Genomic DNA, 23,849 nt, shown 5'->3' on the forward strand with positions numbered 1-23,849 from the left:
GGGCGCCGGGGGCAGCCTTCCGGCCGCCATACGCCGCCCCGCACAAGGGCCGGTGGGCAAGGCGCTGATGATGGTGTTGGGCGTGGCCTTGTCGCTAGCCGTTATGCCGCCCGTACGCGCCGGGCAGCCGCCGGCCATAGCGCCGGAGCAGTGGCTGCTGGCGCAGGTCAGACTGGGCGAGGCTAATCATCAGGATCAACTGGTGCGCCAGTCACTGGACCGTTTAGCGTTAATCGCGCCCGATAGTCCGCAAGTGCTGGCGGCCCAGCTGCGTCTGGATCTGCGTGAAGGCAACCAGGACCAGGCGCGGGAGCGGCTGGAAAAAATCCAGCGGCTGGCGCCGGATTCAACGGAATTTCGCCAGGCGCGGCTCAGCCTGGAGCTGGCGCGGCCGGAAACACAGCAGCGGCTGCAGCAGGCGCGCCTGCTGGCCACGGCGGGCCGGCTGGCGGAGGCCCGCGCCTTGTACGACCAGGTGTTCGGCGGCCAGCCGCCGCCGGTGGAGCTGGCGCTGGAATATTGGCAACTGGTGGCCCGCGTACCCGGCCACCAAGACGAGGCCGAACGTCAATTGGCCGACCTTGACCGGCAGTATCCGGGCAATGTCGCCCTGCGCCTGCAACTGGCCCAATACGCCTTTGCCGCCGGCCGGAACGAACAGGCTATCGACTGGCTGCGGCAGGTGGCGAATACCCCGGCGGGCCGGCAGCCCGCCGCCGAAATGTGGCTGGCGCGGATAAAGGCAACGCCGGTGGACGCGCAAAGCGTGTCGGCCCTGCAATTTTACCTTAGGGTATTCAACGACGGCGCGTCTGCCGACGCCGCGCAGCAGGAACTGCGGCGGCGGCAGGCGCTGCTGGCCGACCCGCGCTATCAGGCCAGGATGGAGGGTTTGGCAAAAATTGAACAGGGCGCCTCCTCCGGCGCCATTGCGCCGTTAACCGAGGCTTTGGCCGCCACGCCGGACGATGCCCAAGTGCTGGGCGCCATGGGGCTGGCCTATGCGCGCTCCGGCCAACGCCTGCGGGCGCTGGACTATTTTACGCGGGCGCAGCAGGCTGAACAAAATGGCTTTAATGGCGCAAAATGGCGGGGCCTGATTCAAACCAACCGTTACTGGTGGGCGTTGGAGCAGGGCGATCGCGCGCTTAAGTCCGGGCATCTCGCCGAGGCGGATGGCTATTACCGGCAGGCGCGCGGTATTGACGATCGGGACGCCTGGGCTTGGGTCGGCCTGGGCGATGTGGCGGTGGCGCGCGATAATGACTCGGCGGCCGAATATGCTTATCGCCGCGCGCTGGCCCTTGAGCACGACAACGGCAGCGCCCAGCGCGGGCTGGTCAATCTTTACCAGCGCCGCTCGCCGCAGCTGGCGCTGGATTATCTCGGGCAGCTTCCCCCGGGCCAGCGGCAAAAGCTGCGGGATAAGCAGCTCGCTATCCAATTGACATTACTCACGGACCAGGGCGGGCGCGACGCCGGCGCGGGACACTGGGCGCAGGCGGCGCAGCGTTACCGGCAGGCGCTGGACCTGGAGCCGGGCGCTATCTGGACCGCGTATCATTATGCCCAGGCGCTGCGCCATACGGCCCGGGTGTCAGAGGCTGATACCCTGATGGCCGCGCTGGCGCGGCGCTATCCCGGCGATCCCGCACAGGTGTACGCTTATGCGCTGTATCTGGCGGGCAGCGGGCGGGACGATGCGGCGCTGACCCATCTGCGCGGGCTGCCGTCCGGTCAGTGGAGCGAAGGGATGCGCCAGCTGGCGCAGCGGCTGGAGCGGGAGAAACGCGCGGAAGACATAGACCGCCGGCTTGACGTCATCGAGCGGCGGCTTGCCGCCGGCGACCCGGCAGGAGCGCGCGGGGCGTTGCAATACCTGCGATCGACGACCGATGGACTGAGCCTGTATCAGCAGCGGCGCATCGCCATGGCCTGGCTGGACGCCGGCGATGCGGCGCGGGCGGCGGCCGGGCTGCGGCAACTGAAAAAACGGGTACAAACAGCGCCGAACGGGCAGGATAAAACGCTGATTTACCGTGATTTAGCGCGTGTCGAGCAACGGGGCGGCCAGCCGGAAGCAGCGCGCGCGGACTATCAATCTGCCATGCAGGCCGCGGGCCTCAGCGCCGGCGTCCCCGCGAATAACGATGAGTATACCCGCCTGACGCGTCATAACCCCGGCGACGACTGGCTGCGCCGCGGTATCCGCGCCGACGCCGGCGGGCTGTATCGTCAACAGGACGTTAACTTTACCCTGGACCATGATTTCTGGAGCGATGGCGGAACCCCCGGCAAATCGGATCTGAGCGCTAATACCACCATGCTGCAGGCGGATATGCCCTGGGATCAGGGGCGGGCTTTTGGCCGCGCCGATATTGTGCGTATGGACGCGGGAACGTTGGCCAACGATTACGGCGGCACCTTCGGCACGTGCGCCGATTTGCCCTGTCACGGCAACCGCCGCCAAACGGCGACCGGCGTTAGCTTGGGCGCCGGCTGGGAAAATGACCAATGGAAAACCGATATCGGCACCACGCCGCTGGGTTTTCCGGTGGTCGACTGGGTGGGCGGCGTCGCTTATAGCGGCGATTGGCGCAGTCTCGGCTGGACCGCCACCGCCTCGCGCCGGCCGGTTTCCAGCTCGCTGCTGTCCTTTGCCGGCGCTCGCGATCCCGGCACCGGCATGACCTGGGGCGGCGTGCGCGCCACCGGCGGCGGCCTGGGCCTGAGTTATGATCAGGGTAACGCCAACGGCCTGTGGGGCGATCTGAGCGCGCATCAGCTGACCGGTAAAAACGTGGCCGACAATAGCCGCGAACGGCTGATGGGCGGGTATTATTATAAGGTGATTAACGAAGAGGATCGGCGGGCCACCGTGGGGCTGAATTCGATGCTGTGGCATTATCGCCGGGATTTGAGCGGCTATACGTTGGGGCAGGGCGGGTATTATAGCCCGCAGCGCTATTTTTCCCTGGCCGTGCCGGTAAATTATCGCGCGCGCGCGGAAAATGTCGCCTGGCAGCTCGGCGCCTCGTTATCCTGGTCGCACGCCTCGACGGAAGAGCGGCGGCGTTATCCCCTGGCGGGGGTGGGCGCCGCCGACATCCTATCGTCGGGCGGCGACAGTTCCGGGTTTGGCTATACCGTCCAGGCGTTAATCGAACGGCGCCTGTCGTCGCACTGGACCCTTGGCGCCGGTATCGATATCCAGCAGGCCAAGGACTACACGCCCAGCCATATCCTTGCTTACCTGCGCTATTCGATGGCGGGCTGGCAGGGCGACCTCGCAATGCCGCCGCAGCCGCTGAACCCCTATGCGGATTTTAAATAACCCGGCCGGAAAATCCCCTCCGGTGTCGTCATCCCCGGCGCGCCTGGTTGAACGGTTTTCCGCCGGTGAGGAAAAGAATCAGCGCGCCGGCCAATGCCATAATGGCCCGTCGTCGTCCACCACCAGCGTTTCCCCCAGCCGTTTTTGCAGCACAATGGCCGTGATTGACGATGCCGCGCGCAGTGCGTCCACCAGGGCCGCCGCATGGGAAACAATCACGATCTGCGTTCTGCGCCCGGCGGCGGTAATCAAGCGCGCCAGCGCCGGCAGCAGCTCAGGATGCAGGCTGGTTTCCGGCTCATTGAGAATCATCAGCTCAGGGGGACGAGGCGAATGCAGCGCCGCCGCCAGCAGCAAAAAGCGCAGCGTGCCGTCCGACAGTTCCGCGGCCTTCAGGGGGCGCAGCAGCCCGTGCTGCGTCATGCGCAGCTCCAGGTAACCGTCGTTTTGCGCGACGCGCAGCGCCGCGCCGGGGAATGCGTCGTCGATGGTCTCGTCCAAATCCTCGGCAAAGCCGATGTCATAAATGGTCTGGATGGCGGCGGCCAGGTTGGCGCCGTCCCCGGACAGCACCGGCGTATAGGTGCCAATCTGCGGCCGGCGCGCCGGGGCGTCGCGATCGGTACGCAGATGATCGTAAAAGCGCCAGCCGCGCATGGTCTCCCGCAGCATCAGCAGCTCCGGCGCATTAAGCGGATCGATACAGTGTGTCATCATACTGTCGAAGACCGCCAGGTGCTGGAACGGCGTTTGCCACACGCCGCGTTCATCGCGTATCCGCACGGCGGGCCCATGGCGATCCGCAAGCGTCGCGCTTTTGCTGTACAGCGGACCATGCCAGACCACTTCTGTTTTAATGTGGGGATCGCGGTTAAACATCGCTTTGCCGGGGGGCATGTCGCGTTTCTCAGGCAAACCCAAATCAATGGCATAACCAAAGGTATCGCCGGAAAATCCCAGCTTCAGGCTGACAGGCGCCTGCCGGGACTGGGTCCCCTGCACGGGAAGCGTGCCGTTGATCATCGCGCGCGAAAACGTTTCCGGGCCGGCCCATAGGGTGGAATGCAGCCCTCCGTCCGCGGCCAGCGACTGCACTATGCGGTCCTGGGCAATGTCGGCCAGGAGATTCAGCGCGCGGTAGATACTGGATTTGCCCGCGCCGTTCGGCCCGGTTATCACGGTAATTTGCCCGATTTCCAGCGTCAGATCACGCAGGGAACGGTAGCCGGAAACGGCAAGCAGGTTAATCATCGGGACACGACTCCATGGCTGACGCGACGGCTAAACCATACCACAGAAAAATAACCCTGGGTCGCGGTTTTCCAACGGCTATCCACCGCCAACGGCCTCCCCGCCGCTAATGTTAGCGGGTTGCGGGCCACGCCGGCAACGCAATGGTTGAGCATAAAATCAGGTAAACGCCGTAGCGGTTTTTTCCCGTTGTTTGATAGCGTGGTCGCCACTGTTTTTGGCCTGGCGCCGCTGGCGAAAAGGGAATAGGGGTATGTTTGCGAATTGTCAATTATTCGGCATGGATTTGGCGTTTCCCGACGTCTGCCTGACGCCGGCGCCGGTGCCCGTACCGGTGCCTTACCCCAATATGGCGCTGGGCTGCACGGCGACGCCGCATACCTATACCATCCTGTTCGGCGGGCTGCCCGCGCATAATATGGCCACCCTGACCTATGCCAGCTTCGGCGACAATGCCGGCATTAGCCTGGGGGTAATGTCGGGTACGGTAATGGGGACCTCGCGCCATTTAACCGGCGCGTTCACCACCCTGATCAAAGGTTCTCCCGCCACCCGCATGACCAGCCTGAGCCTGCAGAACGGTACCAATATGGTGGGCATGCGGCTGCTTCCCAGCCAGCTGAAAATCATGATGCTTGGAATGTAACCCCCGCCGGTAACAGGATTCTTTATATGTCTTCACTGTTTTTTCGGCTTCGTTTTCCCGGCCTCCTGGCGCTGACGGCGTTTATCAGCGCCTGCGCGCCGGCGGAAATAACCCCGCAAGACAGTGGCGGCGGCGATCGCCTGGCGTTGAACGCCCGCGGCCGGGTGAATAACGGATCACCGCTAAAAATAACCGTATTGCAGCTTACCGATCCCTCCCGCTTTTTGTCGGCCGGCTATGAGGACCTGCAACGTGACGCGCATAAGACGCTGCGCGGGCAGGTGCGCGCCGGAGAAGAAATTTTCCTGCTGCCCGACGATAAGTGCCGGGTCCTGCCGCTGCCAACGGCGGACGATGTTCATTACCTGGGCATCTTTGCCGAGTACCAGGATCTCGCCCATAAACGCTGGCGGCTGCTATTGCCTCTGCCGCCGCGGCCTGCGGCCTCGGTATGGACGATGCTCCGGCCGCCTCCGCCCGTTTTGCGCCGGATTACCGTGACCCCGGACGGTTTGCAGGGAAATGATAATGAAAAATAACCATAAAGTGCTGTGGGTGGAGGGGATGTTCCTGCGTCCTCATCATTTCCAGCAGGCCGAGGAGTATCTGGAGCAGCGCCAATGGCACCTGCGGGATGGCCGCTATCCCTGGGGATTTTCCATCCTGCGGGTGGATGAAAGCCTGCTGGCGCTGGGCAAGGTGGCGCTGGCCGCCGGCGCCGGCATCCTACCGGACGGTACGCTGTTCGATTTCACCGATCCCTGCGATGCGCCGGCGGCGCTGGATATCCGCGCCGGCTGCGGCGGAGTGACCATCGTTCTGGCATTGCCGGTCCGGCGCGCGGGACGGGAAGCGGTCATTTTTACCGAAGCGGCGGATTCGCTGGCCCGTCACCTGGCGTTTGAAAAAGAGGTTGCCGACACCAACGCGTTGTCCGCGGGCGGCGCGAAGATCCAGTGCGGCAGGCTGCGTCTGCGGCTGCTGCCGGAACATGAACTTAACGGCGAATGGATAGCCATGGGCGCGGTACGGGTGCTGGCGAAGGATCGGGACGGCGGCGTGTTGCTGGATCCCGGTTATCTTCCTCCCCTGCTGGACAGCCGCGCCAGCCCGGCGCTGCAGGAATATGTCCGGGAGCTGGCGGGCTTGCTGCAACAGCGACGCCAGCGGCTGGGCCGCCAGCTGCAACAGCGGGACGAAGGGCACAATAGGGCGGCGGACCTGATGCTGCAGGCGCTTATCCATCGGTTCAGCGCCAGGGTAGATCATCTGCTGCACGCCCCGAGGGTACATCCGGAGTGCCTGTTCTCCGCATGGCTGCCGTTTGCGCTGGAGCTGGCGGTGTACCGGGCGCCGCATGTCTTTGCAGGCGATATCCCGGTGTATGACCATGCGGATATCGGCGGCTGCTTTGGCCTCTTGATGTCGCTGCTGCGCCAGGGATTGTTTATCGCGCTTGAAGACAGCGCCATCCCCCTGCCGCTGACCGAGAAGATGCCGGGCTTGAGCGTGGCCACATTGCCGGATAAAGAGATGCCGGACCGGTTTGACTTTGTCTTAAGGGTGGCGGAACTCGAGGGCGGGGCGCAAACGAGCGCGTTTCTGGCGCAAATCAAGATTGCGCCGGCGTGCTGCATCCGCGACGTGGTGCAACTGCAATTGCCGGGTATCCCCTTGCGGCCCCTGGCGCAGGCGCCGCGCCAGCTGCCTTCCCGAACGGGCGCCAGCTGCTTTGCCCTGGAAAATAGCGGCGCATTATGGCCGCAGTTGGCCAAAACCGGGGCCTTCGCCCTGTACCTTACCGACGAATTCGCCCGGCTGGACATTCAATTATGGGCCATAAGGCGTCAATCCCCGCCGGGTGGACCACCGCCATGACAGACCACGCTCGCATGCAGCACGCGCAGCCCAACCGGCTGCTGGCGGCGGCCGGTCCGCTGCTGAACGCCGTGGCGCATTTACGTTACGCGCAGCCGCCCGAGGATGCCGGGGCGCTGCGCCTGCGGATGATCGATGAAATGCGCCGTTTCGAGCAGGTTTGCCAGGAAGCGGCGCTGGGCTATAACGTGATTATCGGCGCGCGCTATTGCCTGTGTACCGCCCTGGACGAGGCGGTGGCGCTGACCTCCTGGGGGCAAAGCAGCATTTGGGCGGGCAACGGCCTGCTGGTGGCTTTTCATAATGAAACCAACGGCGGCGAGAAATTTTTCCAACTGATGGCGACATTGTTGCAACAGCCCGAGCAGCATATCGATCTGCTGGAGCTGCTCTATTTTTGTTTGTTATTGGGTTTCGGCGGCCGCTACCGGGTCATGGAAAACGGCATTTACCGGCTGGAAATCCTGACCCAGCGGCTGGCGCGGCAGATTCGCAGCATCAGGGGTGAATACGCCCGTCCCCTGGGTGAACCGCGCGCGCAACACCCCGCCCCCCGGCGGACCTCCAGGGCGCGGCTGGCGCCGCCGCTATGCGTCTTGTTGGGCGGGATGCTGCTTGGCTTGCTGTATATCGTCCTTAATAACCGGCTGGACGTCGCTGCCACCGGGGTGCAAAACAGGCTGTTCAGCCTGCAACTGCCCAAGGCGCCCCCGTCGGTGGCCGGGATGTCGCTGCCAGAGCTGATGCAGGCCCTGGCGGCGGATATTGCCGCTAACCGCGTGGCGGTGTCCCTGCGGGATGAGCAGGGGGTTGTCACGCTGCGCGGCGGCGACGTATTCGCGTCGGCCTCCGCGACGCTCCACCCATCGTATCAAGACGTTATCTTCCTGATTGCCCGGCATCTGGCGCAGACCACCGGCGTGGTAACGGTGCGCGGGCATAGCGATAACCAGCCGATCCATGGCGCCGCTTTTACTTCTAATGACGCGCTGGCGCTGGCGCGCGCCGAAACCGTCGCCCTGATGCTGCGCCAGGCGCTGGATCAGCCGGGACGGGTGGTGGCGCAAAGCGCCGCCGGCAAGACGCCGCTGGTGCCGAATACCACGGCGGAAAATCGCGCCCTTAACCGACGCATCGATATTGCCTTTAACCTGGCCGGCGGCGACACAGAATGAGGCGGGGAGCACGAACATGTTAAAAATGATGGGGGCGCTGTACGGCGGCGGAATCTGGCGTGGCGTTTGCGCGGCGGCGGGAGTTGGCCTGGCCGTCTGGTTTGTGGGCCCCCGGCTTGACGTCGGCGGGGTGCATCCCCTGGCGTCTGACGCTGTCCGTTATCAGGTTATCGGCGCGGTGACGGCGTTTTGGCTGCTGTCGCGATCCCTCTCCTCAATGCGTCAGGCCCGTTTCCGGCGCAGTGTGCGACGGCAACTGCTGACGGCGGAGCGGACGCCGTCAGCGAGGGAGGAAACCCCGCTTGCCGCAGGGTTTAAACTGGCGGCCAGGATCCTCAAGCGGCATCATGGTTATGGCGCCGGGCTGAAAAAGGAGGGACTGCCGGTCTTCGGGCGCGCGTATTTGTATCGGCTGCCGTGGTACCTGATGCTGGGCGCCGGCGGCAGCGGCAAGTCCAGGGCCCTGCAAAACGCTGAGCTCGATTTTCTCGAACCCCAGGCCCCGGACGCCGGCGCGGCGGACGGGCCGGGCCGTTGCGACTGGTATTTTACCTCCCTGGGCGTGGTGATCAGTCCCTGCGGCAGCTTTCTGGCCGACGGCGACAGCCGTTGGCAACAGATGCTGGCATTGCTAAAGCGCCATCGCGCCCGCCGGCCGCTTAACGGGGTGGTGCTGACAATAAGCGCGCAGGATCTGCTGCAGCCCTCGCGGGAAGAGCACTGCCGGCAGGCCGGATTGTTGCGCCGACGCCTGCTGGAGCTGGGGCGGCAGCTTAAAATTGTCCTGCCGGTGTATATCATGATCACCAAGGCCGATTGCCTGGCGGGGTTTAGCCAGTATTTCAGCCGCTTCGACGGTCCTGAATTGGCGCAGCCCTGGGGCATGGATTTTCCTTGGCGGGGCGGGTCCGAAGATGGGTTCTCGCTGCCAGAAGCCTTTGCGCAGGCCTTCGACCGGTTGCAGCGGCGGTTAGATGACGCCTTGGCGGATACGCTGCTGGCGGAGTCCGATGCCAGGCAGCGCGGCAAATGCCTGGCCCTGCCCCAGGCCTTTGCCGCGCTGCGCCAGCCGCTGCTGCGTTACCTGGAGATTATCTTTGCCTCCTTTCCCGAGGGGGCCGCGCCCGCGCCACGGGGCGTCTGGTTTACCAGCGCCAACCAGAAAACCGGACCGGCCGCCGGCGCGTTAACGGCCCGCCAGGACGATTTGTTCGATTACCGCTTCACGCCGGCGGATATGGCCACGGCCAATGTGGCCGCGCCGACGCCGCAAAGCTATTTCCTCAAGACGCTGTTTCGGGACATTATCCTGGCCGAAGGCGACCTGGCGGGCACCCGCCGCTGGGCCATATGCCGTCGCCGGTTGGGTTACCTCGCGGGCTACGGCCTGTTATCGGCGCTGCTGCTGGCGGCGGGGAGCCTGGGTATCGCCAGCTATCATAATAACCATCAGTACCTGGCACGGGTACAGGCGCGCACCCAGGCGCTGGAACAGCTTAGCGCCGCTATCTTGCGTGCGCCCGACCCCGGGCTGGCCCAGATAATGCCCTTCTTTAACGGACTGGGCGTCTGGGCCGAAACCGGGGTCTTTGATTATCGCCGCCCCCCGCTGGACCATCGTATGGGCCTGTACCGGGGCCGGATGCTGCACGACGCCGGCGAACTGGTCTACCGGCACGCGCTGAAGCGCGTGCTGCTGCCGCTGGTGACGCAGCAGCTTGCCGCGGTGCTGGCCCGGGCGCATGGCGGCGAGACGGATTTCACTTATCAGGCGCTGAAAGCCTATCAAATGCTGTATGAGCCGCAGCATTACGACGGCGGGTTTTTACGCTCCTGGGTGCTGATGACCCTGCCGGCGATGCCGGGCGCGGCGCAGCTCGACAGCGCCGGGAATGAACAATTGCGCCGGCATCTCGCGCAACTGATAACCGACGCGCCGCTGCTGTCGCCCAACGACAAAGACCAGCGTCTGATCGAGACGGCTCAGTCTGCCATCCGTCAGCACCCGCTTGCCCAGCGCGTCTACCAGCGGCTGAAACCATTGCTTATTAACGACAGCCGGTTCAAGGCCATCAGCCTTATCGATCTGGCGGGCGCCGAGGCGGAGCAGGTACTGATACGCAACAGCGGCCTTCCGGCCACGGATACGCTCCCCGGTCTGTTTACCCCCGCAGGGTATTGGCTGGGCTTTCATCCCCGGGTCGCCGTCGCCCTGCGCCGGCTACAGGAGGAGGACCGCTGGGTGCTGAACCAGACCCTGGCGGCGGATGAGGACGAACTGGCCGCCAACGTACGGCATTGTTATATGAACGAATTTATTACCCGCTGGGATAACTTTCTCGGCGATATCGGCCTGATGCCCGCGCCGGACCTGAACCGGCGCATCGACAGCGCGCGTATCCTGTCCGGCGAACATTCGCCGCTGCGTTGCCTGGTGACGCGTATCGGCGACATCCTCGCCTTGTCGCCGCCGGGCGATGCGCAGGCGTCATCGCCGGACCTCGGGCGGCAGCTCGGCGCCGGCACCCGCGGGTTGCTGAACACACTGTTTCCCCAGCGGGGGAACCGGGAAGGTCAGGAAGGGCCCGAGCTGAAGGTAAGGCACCACTACCGGGATCTTATCGCGCTGTCCCGCCCGGGCGATGAAAACGGCGCCGCCATCGCCTTTGACGCTATTCTCACACAGCTGGGCTGCGTATACCGCTATCTGGTCGCGCTGCACAACAGCGGCGATACGGCGCCTGCGCCAGGAGAGACCCTCTCCCGGCTGCGGGCGGATGCCTTGCGTTTGCCGCAGCCGATGCGCCGCCTGATCCTTGAGCTTGCCGAGGGCGCCGGCCATGATACCCGGCGCCAAACGCAGCGGCGGCTGCGGCGGCTGTTCGATACCCAGATCGGCGCGTATTGCCGGCAGGTCGCCGATGGCCGTTATCCTTTATCGCCGCAGGGCGCGATCGATCTCAGTCCGGACGATATGGCGCGTCTGTTTGCGCCGGAAACGGGGCTGGCCGATCGTTTTTGGCGACAGCACCTGGCGGACAGCGTGGAAGCCTGCGCCAATCGCTGGCATTTTTTCCCCGGGATCAACGCCGGCGACGAGGCGGCCGGGGAGGCATTGCTGCACTTTTTCCGCGCCGCCCGTGCTATCGGCGATGCGTTCTTCCCGCCGGGCGCGACCCGCCCCGTCTTTTCCTTTACCCTGCGCCCGGTAAAGATGGACAACGGCATTCTCAGCCTGTCGCTTGATATCGACGGGCAGATGCTCAGCTATAACCACGGCCCGTCGATTGCCTATCATCTGAACTGGCCGGGCGCGCGGGGTACGGGCAAAGCGCGGCTGAGCGCCGGCCTGGCCGACGGCACCATCGCCACCCTGGAACGGGAGGGGCCGTGGGCGCTGAACCGGCTGCTCGACGGCGGCCAAAGCCGGCGGACGGGCAACGACGGCGCGCAGCATATCACCTTCACCCTGGCTGGCCGCAACGTGACGCTGGAAATTATCCCGGACAACGTGCGCAACCCCTTTACCCTGCCGCACTTCAGCTGTGTCGCGCAACCGGAACCGCTATGAACATCAACGCCCTGCTTACGCCGGTAAGCACCGACGCGCCCTGCGGCGAAAACCTGGAATACGATCTGGCCTTTATTCAGCTGCACCAGCTGGCGCGCGGTAAAGCGGAACAACAGTTCGGCGATATGCTGATCCCGGCGCTGGAACCGGACTGGCGCCGGGTGGAGCAACAAGCCCTCGGATTGCTGGCGCGCAGCAAGGATCTGCGCGTGATGCTGTTGCTGGCGCAATCCTGGACCGCCCTGCGCGGCGTGCCCGGTTACGCCGACGGCATTATGCTGATGGGCGAAGCGCTCGAGCGGTATTGGCCGACGCTGTTGCCGCCGCTGGCGCTGGAGGGCGAGTCCGATCCCCTGATGCGCATTAACGTGCTGCGCGAGCTGGGCGATGGCTTTGAGCTGGCGAAATTGCTGCGCCATAGCCTGTTTGTACGCGAAGCGGGCCACAGCCTGTCGTTTGCCGATGCCGCGGCCGCCCTCGACGGTATAAGGGCCGCGGAGCCCCCCGGCGAATCGGCGCGGCTGTCCGTCCTCCTGCGGCGGGGGCTGGAGACGCACGCGCGCTATCTGCCGTTGATCTGTTCCGCCCTGGAGCGGCTTTTCAACCTGCTGCGCACGCATTTGGGCGAAACGGCGATCCCGGACATGCCCGGCGTGCTGGCTTCCCTGCGCGCCTTGTCCCAGCCGCTGATGGTCCACGATACCGCGCCGCCGCCTCCCGCGCCGGCGGAAGGTTCCTTATTTCCCCGCCGCACCCCGCCCGATAACGGCGCGGCGGCCACACCGTCGTCCCGGCGTGAGGGCGATATCCTCACCCGCGACGACGCCTACCAGGCGCTGGAACAGGTAAAGATCTATTTCCGGCGCTACGAGTCCAGCCATCCGGCGCCGTTGATGATTGCGCGTATCCAGCGGTTAATGAGCCAGGACTTTCTGGCGATAGTGCGCAACCTGGCGCCGGAGGCGGCAAGCCAGTTAGAGCATTTTTTCGGCTGCGAGAGCCTTAAGGAGTAAGAGAGATGAAAGAAGCACACAGCGGACAAAAATTGATCGCCCGCCATCGCGCGCCGCGCGTGCAAATCGAGTATGAGGTGGAATTATACGGCGCCGAACGCACGGTTCAGCTGCCGTTTGTCATGGGCGTCATGGCGGATTTGAGCGGCGGGGCGCACGAACCGCCGGTACGGATCGATGACCGGAAATTCCTCGATATCGATAGTGATAATTTTAATGAACGGATGAAATCGTTCCAGCCGGGTATCGCCATCCGGGTGGAAAATACCCTGACCGGCGTCGACGACCTGCCGGTGTCGCTCGTCTTTAACGAGATGGACGACTTTTTGCCGGAGGCGATAGCGCACCAGGTCGAACCGCTGAACGCGCTGCTGGAGGCGCACATCCAGCTCTCCAACCTGCTTTCCTATATGGATGGCAAACATGGCGCCGAGGAACTGATGGCCTCGGTGCTGAATGATGACCAGCTGCTGCGGGGCCTGGCCGGCGCGTCGGCCGATACCGGCGGGCAGGATCTATTACCCTACTCGCCGATGTACGCCGCCGGGGGCGGCGGACGCATTTTGCCGCCGGCCATCGGCGCGGTGATCGAAGAGCAGTTCCGTACCAAGACCGACGAAGCGCGCGCCGCGCTGGAGTTGGCGGTTAGGGCCATGGCGCAGCAGGCGCTGGCCTACCGGGTGACATTATCCCGGGATGCCTTCAGCACCATTCAGGGCCTGATTGCGCTTATCGATCAAACCCTGTCGCGGCAAATCAACATCATCCTCCATCATCCCGAATTCCAGCGGCTGGAAGGGGCCTGGCGCGGGCTGCATTATCTGGTCGCCAATACCGCCAGCAGCGATATGCTGAAAATCCGCGTGATGAACCTGAGCAAAAAAGAACTGGGGCTCACGCTTAAACGCTATAAAGGCGCCAGCTGGGATCAAAGCCCGATCTTTAAACGCGTTTATGAAGAGGAGTACGGCCAGTTTGGCGGCGAGCCGCTGGGCTGTCTCGTCGGCGATTATTATTTTGATCACAGTCCGCAGGATGTGGAACTGTTACGCGAACTGTCGCTTATCGCCTCCGCCGCCCATTGCCCTTTTATCAGCGGCGCGTCGCCCGGGGTGATGCAGATGGAGTCGTGGCAGGAGCTGTCCAATCCCCGCGACTTGGGCAAGATCGTGCAGAATACCGAATACGCCGCCTGGCGCATGCTGCGGGAATCGGAAGACTCCCGCTATCTCGGGCTGGTATTGCCGCGCCTGCTGGCGCGTTTGCCTTATGGCCTGGCCGGCAATCCCGTCCACGCCTTTTTGTTTGAAGAGCAGACCGACGGCGCCACCCATGCCAATTTCACCTGGATGAACGCCGCGTACGCCATGGCGGTGAATATCAACCGTTCGTTCCAGGAATACGGCTGGTGTACTTCCATTCGCGGCGTGGAGTCGGGCGGCGCGGTGGATAATCTCTTATGCCATATGTTCCCCACCGACGACGGCGGCGTGGATCTAAAATGCCCGACCGAAATCGCCATCAGTGACAGGCGCGAGGCGGAGCTGGCCAAAAACGGTTTTATGCCGCTGGTGTACCGTAAAAACTCCGATTTCGCGGCGTTTATCGGCGCCCAGTCGCTGCAAAAACCCGCGGAATACAGCGATCCCGACGCCAGCGCCAACGCCAATCTGGCCGCGCGCCTGCCTTATCTTTTCGCCTGCTGCCGTTTCGCCCATTACCTGAAGTGCATCGTGCGCGACAAGGTGGGAACCTTCCAAACCCGCAGTGAAATGGAGCTATGGCTAAATAATTGGATAATAAATTATGTTGATGGAGATCCGGTTAACTCATCGCAGCAAACCAAAGCGCGCCGCCCGCTGGCGGCGGCCGAGGTGCAGGTGAGCGAGCTGGCGGACAATCCGGGTTATTACCAGGCGAAATTTTTCCTGCGCCCGCATTACCAACTGGAGGGCCTGACGGTGTCGCTACGCCTGGTGTCCAAGCTGCCGTCGCTGAAAGGTGGCAATTAACATCCCTTTTCCCGCGGTAAGAAAGGATTCCTGAGTATGAATAACAGTATTTATTTGCAGGTGGACAGCGTTAAAGGCGAAGCCAAGGACGAGGAACATAAGGACTGGATCGACGTGCAGCATTTCCGCTGGCAGATAGTCCAGCCCTCGGAGAACAGCGTGGGCGGCGGCGGCGGTATCGGCAAGGCGGTAGTGCGCGAGCTGGAGGTGCTGGCGCGGATTGATAAGGCCCTGCCCACCATGATGAAAAAATGCGTCGAGGGCACGCATCTGCCCGCGGTAACCCTGGGGCTGAGAAAGGCGGCCGAGTCCAGCGAGGATTACCTGCTGATTAAACTGCAGGAGGTGATGCTGAGCGCGGTGGAAATCGTGCCCCATACCGGCACCGGCGCGGGGGAAGGACACGCGGTGGCGCCCGGCGCCATGGCGGTGCTGTATCGCTTTTCACCCGCCGTGATGGGCGTGACCTGCGGAGAACAGTTAAGCACCGGCGCCCTGAGCGCGAAGGTTGAATTTGGTTGGGATGTGAAAAAAAATGCCGCTGCCCAAGTCAAGTTTAAATAATGACCCATTGATAGACGACCGCCGCCCGCAAGAGACCTGGGAAAACTTTCTCAATGAATTTCCGGGCGCGACGGTACGGGAAAATGATATCGATCGGGTATTGGGGGCGCTTTTCGACGCGCCCCCCGCGTCCGGCCGGATCGCGGCGGCGGAGGCGCCCGGCGGATCGCGGCTTTACGGCGCTGGGGAAACCGATCCGTTGCGGTTGTTCACGGCACGGGCGGATGATGCGTCCGTGGCGGAACATGGCCCGGGCGCGCTGCCGCCGGCGGATATCGCCACGGGCGGGGTGACTCCGGCGCAGCGGCGGGCGATGCTGGCGGCGCTGGGCGCCTGTCTCGGCACGCTGTCGCAAAACGATGCCGACGCCTTGTTTACCCAGACTTTTTTACCGGTCTATCAGCGGGAAATGACCCATAACGCCTGCTGAGTTTACCAACCCATCGGCTCATCGGGACGATAAACAAAATCGTCGCGGTGGGCCGACGGCAGGTTATATCCCAGCCAACTGCCTTGTCCCAGCGGCTGGCCGCCTCCCAGCGTACAGCCGCGATATTCCTCCCGCGCCAGGACCACTCTTAGCTCCCAGGAAAATTCCACCCCGGCGTAATGGCTCACCCACTTGCGCAACCGGTCAAGCGTGCCGGAATGCCCGGCGGGTAAAAAACGACGGTATTGCCGCCACGGCAGCGGACCGATATCGACGGCGAACCGGGACTGCCTGTCCGGAACGGCAAGGCCCAGGCAATGTGTGCCCCCCAGGCGGGCGCGGTGTTGACCGGCGTGCAGCCGTAGCCGGGCGCCGGCTGGCAGCGGCAGCCAATGGAACAGGTTTTCCCGCAGCCTGGCCGGCACGGCAAAAAAGTGACGTATCAGCGAGCGTAGCCCCTCGGCGCTGCGCGGGCCGCGGGTTAAATGCCCCGACATATAATAACGCGCCTGCGCGTCCGGCGCGCCAACGCGCGCGGCGGGCTGGCCTGTTCCCAACAGGCAGGCGGCATACCCATCAAAGCGCCGGCTGTCCGGCCGATCGAACGAGACGCAGTGCTGGGCGTCGGCCCAGGCGCGATAAAACAGCGTAATCAACCGGTGGTGAAACAGGTTGGCGAAGGCCGTCAGCGCCGGTTCCTGGCCGGGGCGCCGGCGTTGGTAAACCTCTTCGGTCAGATGCAGCGGCAGGGGACCGTTGGGGCCGAACAGCCCGAAGCCGTTAATATCCACCCGCCGCAACCGCGCGTCTGTCCCCGGCGCGATGGCGGCGATATTGGCGGCGGCGAAACCCAGCGCCGGCCGCTGGCCCAGGCGCAGCGGTTCGTCGCGCGGCAGCGGCGCGCGTCCCAGCGCGTAGCGCAGCCCGCCCTGCGCATCAACGCGGCGCAGCAGTTGAAACAGATCATACTCCCAGGGATGGCGCTCGCGCAGGGCCCAGCTATTGGTATCGCCATCAGCGGCTGGAGCGGATGGCGCAGTGACGCGGCGGCGTGAAACCGGAGATAAGCGGCGTTGGGCGGGGCAGGGACGGACGCGGTGAATTTTCATAAAGGTGTCGCCGCCCCGGGACGCGGCGGCCAATAGCCGATGGCGCCCCGCTGTATCGAGCTGAGCGTGGTTTCGGTAAAGCTGTTAATGGTGGCCAGACGCGTAAACAGCCGCGCCAGCACGCTGCCCAGCAGCCACGGGCTCAGGCCGGAAAATGCCTGTTCATCGACGCTTAGCCGCACGCCGATGCCGCGTACGGCAAGGGCCGGGGACGCCATGACGCGATGGCAGGGAAGGAGCTGGCACTGACGAATGCCGGCAATTTGCTGCCTGACGGTCATATCGGCCCTGCGGGCGTGGAAGTCTACTAGCTGGCGCAGGGCCGCGCCGCCGTCGTGGTTATCCATCAGGCTGAAGTAATTGAGGCGCAGCTGGTTAATCAGCGGCCAGCAGGACGCGCTTTCCGCCAGCGCCGGGCGGGGCTGGCTGGGTCCGTTGCGTAACACCACCCGTTGCACCGGCAGAGAGTCGCGCATCACGAATTGCCTATCTTGCTGCAACAACGTGAGCGGCAGGTCGCGATTGCAGCACAGCACCTCGGGGCTGAGATAGGCCAGTTCTCCATGCCAGGGCGGATGCCGTTCGTCTGCCAGGGAGACATAGGCCAGCGAACCGCTGTAGCCGGTATACGCCATCGACGGATCGGCGGCCGATGGCCAGTGGCGCTGCTCCCGGCGCAGGGAAAACCAGCCCGGGCCCTCAGGCCCCTCTTCATCGTGGCGATCGTAAACCGGCCTGAATAGCCGCCGGTAGCCGTTTTCGCCTTTGCTGCCGAAGCCGTGCAGCTGTATGACGGAGTGGACTTCATAATCCAGCGGATGCAGCGTATCCACGATAACCGGGTATTCAGTTTGGCGTTCATTGAGAACAATGCGTTCAGCGGTGCGGGGGAACAGATTGATGACCGGCGTGCAGTGCAGCGCCAGATGCTGCCGATCTACCTGGCGCTCCAGTTCGGGCGCGGCCTGATCCAGCAGCAGGATAATCTCCAGCTGTTGCTGTTTGCCGCCGCGGTCGAACAAGGGCTGCAATCCCTCCAGGCTGAAAAACTGTAGCCGGGCGGGAAAACAAAAATATTCCTGCAACAGGCGAAATGCGTCCAGGTTGCGCAGGTCCGGCGGCAGCATGGCCTGATCGGCGTCAAGTCCTTCATGGCGCAGCGCCTCCCGGCCCAGGTTCAGGCGCACGGACGCGCCGCCGCCGGTCTGCGCCAGCACCGTTTGCGTATGCTGCATGATCAGCTCCAGCAGTTGCCGGGCCGGGATATCGCCGCCGCTGAGATAAAACATCAGCCGATCGCAACGCATTTCACCAAGCGTAACCGGGCCGATACAGGAAAGCCTGATGCGCAGCGCGCAGGCGCAGCCCTCCAGACCCAGCGCGCCGGGCCGGATCTCCGCCGGAATCCCGCCCAACGCCACCTGCTCGATGCGTAACGGCTGGAGGTCGACGTCATGGGCGGTGCGAAAGCGGCAGGTGACGCCGCGGGACTTACGTTCCAGGCTGTCCATCACCGTGCCGCGCGGCACCCGGTAACCCTGGCTGATATCTCCCTTGGCGACATCCGGCCGCAGCTCCACGATGGCCATCGACGGCGTGGCGGCCAGATAATTAGGGTGCAGCATCTCCAGCAGTTGCCGGGAGAACTGCGGAAATTCCGCGTCCATTTTCAACTGGACGCGCGCGGTCAGGAAAGCAACGCCTTCCAGCAGCCGCTCGACATACGGATCGGCCGGTTCGGCGCTGTGTAAGCCCAGGCGCCCGGCGACCTTGGGATACTGTTCGGCGAACTCCGTGCCCATTTCCCGCAGCCAGGCCAATTCCCGGTTGTAGTAGTCCAATAGCCGGCTATCCATCAGTTATCCCTTATCACTCAGTTCAAAATGGCCGTTTTCCAGATCCACGCGGCTGGTAAACCTGAACTCCACCGGCGCCGGCGACCACCACAGGCGCCCCTGGATAATAAACGACAGCAGGTTATGCGACGCCAGCCCGGCATCGTCATCAATGCAATCAATACACAGCTCCGGGACGATGATGCGCGGCTCGAAGCAAGCGATCGCCCTGGCGATGGCGACTTCGATATCCTGCCAGGCGATCTCGGTGCGCACCTTGCCGGCCAGCGGCGGCAAGCCGAAGTTCAGCGTACTGGCGTAAATATGGGGCCAGCGCGCCAGCTCGCCGCGGGAGGCGAAACGCGTGCAGTTGAACAGCGCCTGCAGGTTGGTTAACACCGACTGTTTCAGCCTGTCGCGCAGGCACGCCATGTCCGGCGGCGACTCGTCCGGATTTTCCGGATCGTCGTCCAGCAGCCGTTCCCATAACAAGGGCGCGGCGCGTTGCCGGCCGCCGGCCGAGCTAGTCTGTCCGGCGGCGCGTTGCGCCGGGGGGTGGCTTATTTTTTTCGCCATTTCCGCTCCATTTTTACGGCAAATCCGGCGGCTGCCGCATCAGCCCATATGAATGTGTTCAGCATCGATCTTGGTGACGGCGTCGGCGGTGATCATGAGGTTCCGGCCGTGGAGGCGGGCATAATCGGCGGCCTGGTAATCCAGCTGGCCGACCCTGGCGTGCTCCGTTTGCGTCACTTTGCGCAGCCACCGGTGGCTGATATGCACCAGGGTGCGCCATACCGATTCCAGCCGCTTGCCGACGATGCAGCCGACATCCACCCGGGCCGACAACGACTTGCCCTGGTAGCGCATCCGCCCGATACGGCATTCCCCGCGATCGGCGCCGATATCCAGCGCCGGGGCGCGCAACGCCAGCCGTTCGGCGCCATGCAGGCTTAACTCGCCCCGGGCGACGATATGCAGGTCGCCGGCAACCGTCAGGGACCAGGGCGACAGCGTGTCCGCGCGATCCAGCACCGCCAGCAGCCACAGCTGCGCCCGGTTGCCGGCAACCAGCACCGTATCGCCCGGCTGCGGCGCCAGCAGGCAGCTGGCGGCCCGGCGGCACTGCCAGCCGCGCTGTTCATGGCGCACGATATAGCAGCCGTCCGGCAGCAGGTTGACCACCCGGCCTACGGCCTGGCCGGGCGGCGATGCAATCTGGTCGCGCAATGCCTGTTGGTTCATCATAAGGTGTCTCAAATAAGGGATGGCTAAGGGTCCGGGGTCACATCTGGCCGCCGGTGGCTCCACTCTTCGGCGGCATGGAGCGCTGCATCCGCCTCCAGCAGCCCCTTGCGGCTGGAAAACAGCGCCGCCGTTTGCCGGGCGCGGTGCATGCTGGTGCGCATAAAGCGCGCGTGCCGCAGGTCGGCGTCCTGGAGATCGGCCTCGCGAAAATCCGCATACGCCAGGTTGCAGCCGGTAAATCGGCATTGTCCGGCCGCGGCGCGATGCAGCAGGGCCTGCTCCAGGCTGGCGTGGGAAAAATCCGCCTGTCGCAGGTCGGCGCCGATAAACTGCCCCTGGTCAAAATGGCCGCGGCGGCATTGCGCCCGCGCCAGGCTGCTGTCGATAAACAGCGCCTGGCCGCACCGGGCGTGATTGAAACGCGCCATGCCCAGCGAGGCGCCTTTAAAACAGCTGCGGGTCAGCGTGCCGTGGCTGAAATCGACGTTATCCATGGCATTACCGGTAAACTGGCAGGCGATAAAGGTCTGGCGGCGATAGTCGTTATGGCGGTGGTCGCATTCGGCAAAGATAACGCGGTCGAATTGGCTCTGGCTGAACGTGGTGGCGGTAAGGTCGATGCCGAACAATGTGGTCAGGACCGCCCGGCATTGATGCAGCCGGGCCTGGAGCAGCGGCGTTTTAAACAGTGTCACCTGCTCCAGCGAGCAGGTATCAAAGGTCGCGCCGGTCAGCGGGCACTCCAGGAACTGGGTTAATGTCAGGCCGCTGGCGCCAAATCGGCTGCCCATCAGCCGGCAATGATTAAATACTGTGCCGGTAATATCGCACCCGCTGAAATCGGCCGCGGGCAGCGCGCAGTGGTTAAACCGGCAGTCCTTGATATTCCCGCCGCAAAAGCGGGCCCGTTCCAGCCGGCAATGATCAAACAGCGTGTCTTCCAGCTGGCGCCGGCGTAAGTCCACCCCGGTGAAATCCACGTTGCTGAATACCGCGCCGCGCAGCCGTACGCCGGCAAGCTGTTCCTCGCCCAGCGTCACCGAGTCGACCGCTTCCCCCCGGTCGATGCGGTGCTGTAATTCCCGCGCGGTGAGGTGAGTCATGACGAAGGCTCCTGCGCGCGCGGCAGGGTTTTGCATTGGTGCGTATAGGCGCCCTGCAGGCGGGTATGGCGGTCGATGGTCGCTAACGACAGATCGGCGCGAAACAGGTTGGCGGCGCGCAGGTCGGCGCCGGCGAGCCGGGATTTTTGCAACAGGGCGCCGATCAGGTCGGCGCGGGTCAGCGAGGCGTGGCTGAGGTCGGCGCGGATAAACAGGCAGCCGCCGGCGTTGATACCGTCCAGGCGCGCGCGCGTAAGCACGGCGCCGCTAAAGTCACAACTTTGCGCCTCGACCTGTGAAAAATCCGCCCGGTCCAGCGGCGTTTGCCGGAAGTTGCAGCTTGTTAGCCGGGCGCGCCGGAATGCCGCGCCTCCGGCATGGGTGCCGCCGGTAAAAACACAGCTGTCCAGGGCGGCCTCCTGAAACCGGATCTCATCCAACGCCAGGGTGATAAACGAGCAGCCGGACAACCGCGCGGCGTTAAAACAAGCCGCGTCCAGACGGCCCTGGTTGAACGTCACCTTTTCCAGGCGGCAATGGCTGAAATCCGGCGCCGTGGCGTCGGCATCAAGAAACGTGCAGTTCGTCAGGGCGGCATGGCTGAAGCGGCAGCGGTGGATGGCGGTGTGGTAAAACAGCAGCCCGCTGAGCTGCGCCCGCTCAAAACAACAGTCTGCAAACGCCGCCCGGGTCACTGTCGTCCCGGACAGCTGCGCCCCGGTGAACAGCGTGTTGTGACAGCGGGCGCCGGTCAGGCAGGCTTCGGCAAGGCGCGCGTCGCGCAGCGAAGCGCCGGTCAACGAGGCGTGGGCCAGCATGGCGTCGCTGAGATCGGCGCCGTCCAGCAGGCAGTTATCCAGCCTGGCGCTTTCCAGCAGGGCCCGCTGCAGATTAACGCCGCGTAGATCCAGGCCGCGCAGATCGGCGCCGGTCAAATCCATGTCGCCGAGATCGCGCGTTTGCGCCAGCAGGGCCTGAAGGCGAGGGCGCCACTCCGCCGCCGCCTGCGGGGCCGCAGGGCGGGCAGCGGCGGCCAGCCGGTACATCTGGTGCAGGGCCAGGCGGGCTTCAGGCGTATCAATAGACGGCCCGGCGCCGGCGCTGTCCTCAGCCTCCCGCCGCAGCGCCGCCAGCATCCGGTGGTAGTGCGCAGGCCCGGCGCCGTCCACGGCATCCGTCATATCGGCGCCCAGGGCCGCGGCTTTTTCCAGCGCCCGTTGTTGCAGCGCCGCCGCCTGTCGTTCCACCCGCGCCATATACCGCGGCAGCTCGCCGGGCAGCGGCCCCGGCTCCTGCGCGCGGGCCACCAGGTTACCGGCGCTATCTCCTGCGTCCGTATCGCCGTCGCCTGCGCCCGTGTCGCCGTCGCGCAGGCTTATCCGCGCGTCAGCTGCGCCCTGGTGCCGGCCGGGGCTCCGGTCAGCCGGGGTTGCCTGCCCGGGTAAGGTCGTATGAACGCCGCTGTCCGGCAGGGGCTGTCCGCGCTTTTCCCGCAGGTCCGCTTCCCGGCGGGCCAGATTGGCCGCCAGCGGGCTTTCCGGCGGCCGGGGGGCGGTATCCAGCCATGGGCCGATCAGGCTTTCCGTGACCAAATCCTGTTCACACAGGGCATGGGCGGCGGCGGTAGCCTTTCGGCTGCGGGCCTGGAGAACGTCCCGGTAATGCGCCAGGGGCCGGCTCTCCCGTGCCGCTTCAAGGGCGACCAGCATATTGTCGACGTCCAGCGCATCGTCTTCCTGGATCCCGCAGCTGCCCTGCCAAATCAGCACCATCTGTTCCACATGAGGAAAAAACCACAAGGTGGTGGCGCGCAGGGTGATTTCTTCCAGCGCCGGCGGCGCGCAAGCGTGATGATCGTCGGGAACGGCGGCGCGCGTGATAAAACACCGGGCGCGCCAGTCGGGCAGCACGCCCTGCTGCAGCGGTTGCTCCGGGTGCATATTCCAGATACGCCAGGGCGCGCCCAGCGGTAATGACGGCGACCGCGGCCACCACTGATCGCGTCCGGCCCGGTTAAATACATGCCAGTCGATATCGCGGGCGAACCCGGGGTACTCCTGCTCCAGCCAGCGGCGGTCGTAGCTTTTGCCGATACGGCTGAACTGCTCCGGCAGGCAAAAGTCCAGCGGGCCGAAACAGTCGGGTTTTATCCTGCGACGCGATGCGCCATAACCCGCCTCCGGTTCGATATGGGCCAGCGGATGGCATATGACGCCGTTACGCTCTACGGGGTGCGCGCCCAGGCCACGCGGGTTGCGGGTATCGTTTTCGCCGCCGAAGGCGTTTTGCCAGTCCAGGCGCAGCCGTGCAAACGGCAGCGCCTCGGTGGGGCGTCCGCTGACCCAGAAACGTTCCCCGAACACCATCAGGCTCTTTTCCAGCGCGTCCACCTGGATTTTAACCATACAGGCATTATTTTGCCGCTGATGGCGAGTATAGGCATAACCGGTGGCCAGGAATTCCGCGCAGGCTTTGGGAATGGCCAGGTCCAGCAAACCGCCGTCGCCGGCCAGTTCCCGCGCCGCCAGTTGCCACAGCTCCGGTTCGGGACGCAGCCGTGGCGCGGGCCCCATGTCAGCCAGGGCCAGCACGGACACGCCTAACTGGTTTTGGCCCAGCCAGCGCCAGGGGCGGTGCAGCACGCCCAGACGCAGGGGTTTGATGATGTTCATGGCGGCCG

Annotated in this window: 17 protein-coding genes and 1 pseudogene; 11 read left to right on the forward strand and 7 right to left on the reverse strand. The window is 64.4% G+C overall.

The window, feature by feature from the left end; all coding sequences use genetic code 11:
- Nucleotides 1–67 precede the first annotated feature (67 nt).
- Nucleotides 68–3,334, forward strand: coding sequence for a cellulose synthase subunit BcsC-related outer membrane protein (locus tag ABUK12_RS18190; protein WP_410016704.1), 3,267 nt, complete (start codon nt 68–70; stop codon nt 3,332–3,334).
- A gap of 78 nt (nt 3,335–3,412) precedes the next feature.
- On the opposite strand, the gene ABUK12_RS18195 is transcribed toward ABUK12_RS18190, so the two are convergent.
- Nucleotides 3,413–4,585, reverse strand: a complete 1,173-nt coding sequence (locus tag ABUK12_RS18195; RefSeq protein ID WP_410013155.1) for an AAA family ATPase — start codon at nt 4,583–4,585, stop codon at nt 3,413–3,415.
- A 253-nt stretch (nt 4,586–4,838) separates the two neighbouring features.
- On the opposite strand from ABUK12_RS18195, the gene ABUK12_RS18200 reads away from it, so the two are divergent.
- The 10 genes and pseudogenes from ABUK12_RS18200 to ABUK12_RS18245 all read left to right on the forward strand — a co-directional run bounded on the left by ABUK12_RS18200 (nt 4,839) and on the right by ABUK12_RS18245 (nt 15,874).
- Complete coding sequence (locus ABUK12_RS18200; RefSeq protein WP_410013156.1) at nt 4,839–5,231, forward strand: DUF4150 domain-containing protein; 393 nt, start codon at nt 4,839–4,841, stop codon at nt 5,229–5,231.
- A 26-nt stretch (nt 5,232–5,257) separates the two neighbouring features.
- Nucleotides 5,258–5,770 (forward strand): type VI secretion system lipoprotein TssJ, encoded by a 513-nt coding sequence (tssJ, locus tag ABUK12_RS18205; RefSeq protein ID WP_410013157.1) that lies wholly within the window; start codon nt 5,258–5,260, stop codon nt 5,768–5,770.
- Nucleotides 5,760–7,109 (forward strand): type VI secretion system baseplate subunit TssK, encoded by a 1,350-nt coding sequence (gene tssK / locus ABUK12_RS18210; RefSeq protein WP_410013158.1) that lies wholly within the window; start codon nt 5,760–5,762, stop codon nt 7,107–7,109. Before tssJ ends, tssK begins: the two co-directional genes overlap by 11 nt.
- Nucleotides 7,106–8,284, forward strand: coding sequence for a type IVB secretion system protein IcmH/DotU (gene icmH, locus ABUK12_RS18215; protein WP_410013159.1), 1,179 nt, complete (start codon nt 7,106–7,108; stop codon nt 8,282–8,284). Before tssK ends, icmH begins: the two co-directional genes overlap by 4 nt.
- Before the next feature lie 16 nt (nt 8,285–8,300).
- Nucleotides 8,301–11,855, forward strand: a complete 3,555-nt coding sequence (gene tssM / locus ABUK12_RS18220) for a type VI secretion system membrane subunit TssM (protein ID WP_410013160.1) — start codon at nt 8,301–8,303, stop codon at nt 11,853–11,855.
- A complete protein-coding gene (tssA, locus tag ABUK12_RS18225; protein WP_410013161.1) occupies nt 11,852–12,868 on the forward strand; it encodes a type VI secretion system protein TssA in 1,017 nt (338 codons plus the stop codon). Before tssM ends, tssA begins: the two co-directional genes overlap by 4 nt.
- 5 nt (nt 12,869–12,873) lie before the next feature.
- Nucleotides 12,874–13,341: pseudogene (gene tssB, locus ABUK12_RS18230) on the forward strand (type VI secretion system contractile sheath small subunit); the annotation flags it as partial.
- 60 nt (nt 13,342–13,401) lie between these two features.
- Entirely contained in the window at nt 13,402–14,880 is a 1,479-nt protein-coding gene (gene tssC / locus ABUK12_RS18235; RefSeq protein ID WP_410016705.1) for a type VI secretion system contractile sheath large subunit, read from the forward strand.
- A gap of 36 nt (nt 14,881–14,916) precedes the next feature.
- Nucleotides 14,917–15,444 (forward strand): Hcp family type VI secretion system effector, encoded by a 528-nt coding sequence (locus ABUK12_RS18240; protein ID WP_410013162.1) that lies wholly within the window; start codon nt 14,917–14,919, stop codon nt 15,442–15,444.
- Between the two features lie 7 nt (nt 15,445–15,451).
- The gene (locus ABUK12_RS18245; RefSeq protein ID WP_410013163.1) at nt 15,452–15,874 is read left to right on the forward strand and encodes a hypothetical protein; all 423 of its coding nucleotides are present in this window, start codon (nt 15,452–15,454) and stop codon (nt 15,872–15,874) included.
- A gap of 2 nt (nt 15,875–15,876) precedes the next feature.
- On the opposite strand, the gene tssG is transcribed toward ABUK12_RS18245, so the two are convergent.
- From tssG to ABUK12_RS18275, 6 genes are read right to left on the reverse strand one after another with little or no spacing between them, the layout of a single operon-like run.
- Nucleotides 15,877–16,983, reverse strand: coding sequence for a type VI secretion system baseplate subunit TssG (gene tssG, locus ABUK12_RS18250; protein ID WP_410013164.1), 1,107 nt, complete (start codon nt 16,981–16,983; stop codon nt 15,877–15,879).
- A complete protein-coding gene (gene tssF / locus ABUK12_RS18255) occupies nt 16,980–18,839 on the reverse strand; it encodes a type VI secretion system baseplate subunit TssF (protein WP_410013165.1) in 1,860 nt (619 codons plus the stop codon). Before tssF ends, tssG begins: the two co-directional genes overlap by 4 nt.
- A gap of 3 nt (nt 18,840–18,842) precedes the next feature.
- Nucleotides 18,843–19,394 (reverse strand): type VI secretion system baseplate subunit TssE, encoded by a 552-nt coding sequence (tssE, locus tag ABUK12_RS18260; RefSeq protein WP_410013166.1) that lies wholly within the window; start codon nt 19,392–19,394, stop codon nt 18,843–18,845.
- A gap of 39 nt (nt 19,395–19,433) precedes the next feature.
- Entirely contained in the window at nt 19,434–20,066 is a 633-nt protein-coding gene (locus tag ABUK12_RS18265; RefSeq protein ID WP_410013167.1) for a DUF3540 domain-containing protein, read from the reverse strand.
- Nucleotides 20,067–20,089: 23 nt separating this feature from the next.
- On the reverse strand, nt 20,090–21,169 hold the full coding sequence (locus ABUK12_RS18270) for a pentapeptide repeat-containing protein (RefSeq protein ID WP_410013168.1): 1,080 nt from the start codon (nt 21,167–21,169) through the stop codon (nt 20,090–20,092).
- Nucleotides 21,166–23,841 (reverse strand): DUF2169 domain-containing protein, encoded by a 2,676-nt coding sequence (locus ABUK12_RS18275; protein ID WP_410013169.1) that lies wholly within the window; start codon nt 23,839–23,841, stop codon nt 21,166–21,168. Before ABUK12_RS18275 ends, ABUK12_RS18270 begins: the two co-directional genes overlap by 4 nt.
- Nucleotides 23,842–23,849: the final 8 nt, after the last annotated feature.

Source organism: Sodalis sp. C49, from assembly GCF_046352915.1.
Lineage (GTDB): Bacteria > Pseudomonadota > Gammaproteobacteria > Enterobacterales > Enterobacteriaceae > Acerihabitans.